Consider the following 3,062-nt stretch of genomic DNA (forward strand, 5'->3'; position numbering starts at 1 on the left):
CAACACGATGAGCACGTCGATGACCACCGCAAGCAGGAACAGGGCGATGATGCCGGCCAGGATCTGATCGCTCTTGTTGGTCTGGTACCCCTGCGTGAACCAGCTGCCCAGGCCGCCGATGCCGATCACCGAACCGACCGAAACCATCGCGATATTGGTGACCACAACTACCCGCAAACTGGCGACGAGTACCGGAACTGAAAGCGGCAGTTCGACTTTCATCATCCGCGTGAGCGATGGGTAGCCGACCGCGGTGGCAGCGTCACGTACCTGGGCGGGCACCGCGTCCAGCGCCTCGAGCACGGCGCGCACCAGCAGCGCGGCGGTGTAGGCCGTCAACGCCACCATGACGTTGGCCTCGTCGAGGATGCGGGTCCCGATCAGCATCGGCAACACCACGAACAGCGCCAGCGATGGGATGGTGAACACGACGCTGGCGGCCGCCGTCGTCAGCCGGCGGGCGCCTCGCGTGCGCTGCACCAGCATGCCCAGCGGCAGCGCGATCGCCAGCCCGATCAGCACGGGCACCAACGACAACCACAAATGCACGACGGTCAGCGCCCAGGCGTCGTCGAGATGGGTCAGCAGATAGTGCATCGGCTAAGTCCCTTGAGGTTCCGCCGAGCCCAGCCGCTGGGCCTGGACCGCGGCCAACACGTCGGCGGCCAGCACACCGCCGATCACCTTGCCGCCGTCGTCAACGGCGACGCCGATACCCGACGGCGATGACAGCGCCGCGTCAAGCGCCTGGCTCAGATTGCCCTGCGGCCGAAACAGCGATCCCACCGCGCTCATGCTGTCGGACAACGACACACTGTCACGGTGCCGACGCAGTCCCTCGTCGTCGATCCAGCCGAGGGGCGCACCAGCATCGTTGAGGACGACTGCCCAACCCTCGGAAAGCTCTGTCTCGGACAGCTTGTCGGCCGTGATCCGCTCGATGTCGCGCAACGGCAGACCGGCCGCGTCCTGCAGTTGTAGCCATCGATAACCGCGACCCAGGCCGATGAACCTGGACACGAAATCATTGGCCGGCCGCGACAGCAGCCGGCCAGGCTCGTCGTACTGCTGTAACGAACCGCCCTTGAACACCGCCACCCGTTCGCCGAGCCGCAGCGCCTCATCGATGTCGTGGGTGACGAAGACGATCGTCTTGTGCAGTTCGCCCTGCAGGCGCAGTATTTCGTTCTGCAGGTCGTGGCGAACCACCGGATCGACGGCGGAGAACGGCTCATCCATCAACAGGATCGGCGGGTCGGCGGCCAGCGCTCGCGCCACGCCGACCCGTTGTTGCTCGCCGCCGGAGAGCTGCGCGGGGTAGCGGGTCGCGAGTTTGGCGTCCAGCCCCACCCGTTCGAGCACCGCGTAGGCGGCTTTGCGGGCGGCCCTGCGAGACTGGCCGCGTAGGACGGGAACCGTTGCCACGTTGTCGATTACGCGTTGGTGGGGCATCAGGCCGGCATGCTGGATGACGTATCCGATTCCGAGGCGGAGCTTTACCGGGTCGCGGGTGGAAACGTCGACGCCGTCGATCGAGATGTTGCCCGAGGTGGGCTCGATCATCCGGTTGATCATCCGCAGCGCCGTAGTCTTGCCGCTGCCGGAGGACCCGACGAATACGGTCAGTTTGCCGTTGGGGACGCTCAGGCTGAGCTGGTTGACGGCGGTGGTGCCGTCGGCCAAGGCCTTACTGGCGTTGTCGAAGATGATCAAGTCATCCTCCGATCGGGTGGTTGAAGCCGTTGCCCTGCACCCAGTTCCGCGCCGCCTCGTCGGGGTCGATGCCCGCGTTTCCCGACACCGCGGCGTTGAGTCCGGCGACACCGGAGGTGGTCAACTTCGCCGAGACCGCGTCCAGCACCACCTTGAGACGGTCGGACCTCTTCTTCGAATTAAGTAGTGGCACAATGTTTCCAGCTACGAAATTGTGTTCGGGGTCGTCGAGGACTACCAAGTGATTTTGCGGTATGGCCGGTGATGTGGTGAAGATGTTGGCGGCATTCACCCTTCCCTCGATTAACGCGCGCACGGTGACCGCACCGCCGCCGTCGCCGATGGCGACGAAGTTGCCAGGCCTGATGTCGAGTCCATACTTCTGCCGCAGCCCCGGCAGGCCCGCCGGCCGGGTCGCGAAGGCCGAGGGCGCCCCGAAGCGCACGTCCGCCGAATGGGCGGCCAAATCGGCGATCGCCTTGAGGTTCCAAGAGTTCGCCGTTTGCCCGGTCACGCTGACCGTATCGGTGTCGGTGGCCGGGGCGGGCGTCAGGATACACAGGTCAGCAGGCAGGCGCTGATCGAGCTCCCGCTCGACGGCATCCAACGTGGTGGCGTTGGATTGCGGCGAGATATAGAGCAGCAGATTGCCGATGTACTCCGGCACCAGGTCGATGGAATGGTCTTTGAGCGCAGGGATATACGTCTCGCGACTGCCGATGCCCATTCGCTTACCCACTTCGAAGCCGTTGGCCTGCAGAGCCTGTGCGTAGATCTCGGCGATGATTTGGGATTCCGGAAAGTCACCGGAGCCAATGACAATGGAATTGGGGCTGCGAACCTGCGCTCCCAGCGGGTCGGAATTGCTGCACGCCGCAACGGCGGACATCGCGATCAGCAGGACTGCCCCGCGCGTCAACGCGCCCCGCAGCCGCGGCAGTGTCGTCATACCGCCGACCCTAACGCCCGAACCTCGCGGGCGCTGGCCCGCGAGAACGGTTGCCCGAATCGGTTTCAATCTGCGTCGGATAGGGCAAAGATGACATTATGAGCAGCCAAATCCCTGCCTCCCCCGGGCAGCCGCCCCCCGAGCCCATCCCTGCGGCCCAGACCGGCGCACCCGCCAAAGACCCGGCGATCGGGTTCACCCGCGCCGGCGCGCTGTGGTCCTCGCTGATCGCCGGCTTTGTGATCTTGATCGTGTTGCTGATCTTCATCACCCAGAACACGACACCGGCTGAATTTCAGTTCTTGGGTTGGCGCTGGAGCCAGGCCAAGGGGGTGGCGATCTTGCTGGCGGCCGTGGTCGGTGGGCTGATCACGGTGGCGGTCGGTACCGCGCGGATCTT

At 65.1% G+C, this 3,062-nt stretch carries 4 protein-coding genes; 1 reads left to right on the forward strand and 3 read right to left on the reverse strand.

All coding sequences use genetic code 11. From position 1 onward, the window contains the following. From VFW69_RS05145 to VFW69_RS05155, 3 genes are all read right to left on the reverse strand, one after another. The coding region (locus VFW69_RS05145) for an ABC transporter permease (RefSeq protein ID WP_526498834.1) at positions 1-597 on the reverse strand (597 nt) is incomplete at its 3' end. 3 nt (positions 598-600) lie between these two features. Further along, positions 601-1,713: an ABC transporter ATP-binding protein gene (locus VFW69_RS05150; RefSeq protein WP_526498836.1), complete on the reverse strand. Its 1,113-nt coding sequence runs from the start codon at positions 1,711-1,713 to the stop codon at positions 601-603. 1 nt (position 1,714) lies between these two features. After that, the gene (locus VFW69_RS05155; RefSeq protein ID WP_526498838.1) at positions 1,715-2,662 is read right to left on the reverse strand and encodes an ABC transporter substrate-binding protein; all 948 of its coding nucleotides are present in this window, start codon (positions 2,660-2,662) and stop codon (positions 1,715-1,717) included. Between the two features lie 98 nt (positions 2,663-2,760). Here VFW69_RS05155 and VFW69_RS05160 point away from each other — a divergent pair. After that, on the forward strand, positions 2,761-3,062 hold a 302-nt coding region (locus tag VFW69_RS05160; RefSeq protein ID WP_526498840.1), incomplete at its 3' end, for a LapA family protein.

Origin of the sequence: Mycobacterium sp. (assembly GCF_036273375.1) — a bacterium.
In the GTDB taxonomy this organism is placed as follows: Bacteria; Actinomycetota; Actinomycetes; order Mycobacteriales; family Mycobacteriaceae; genus Mycobacterium.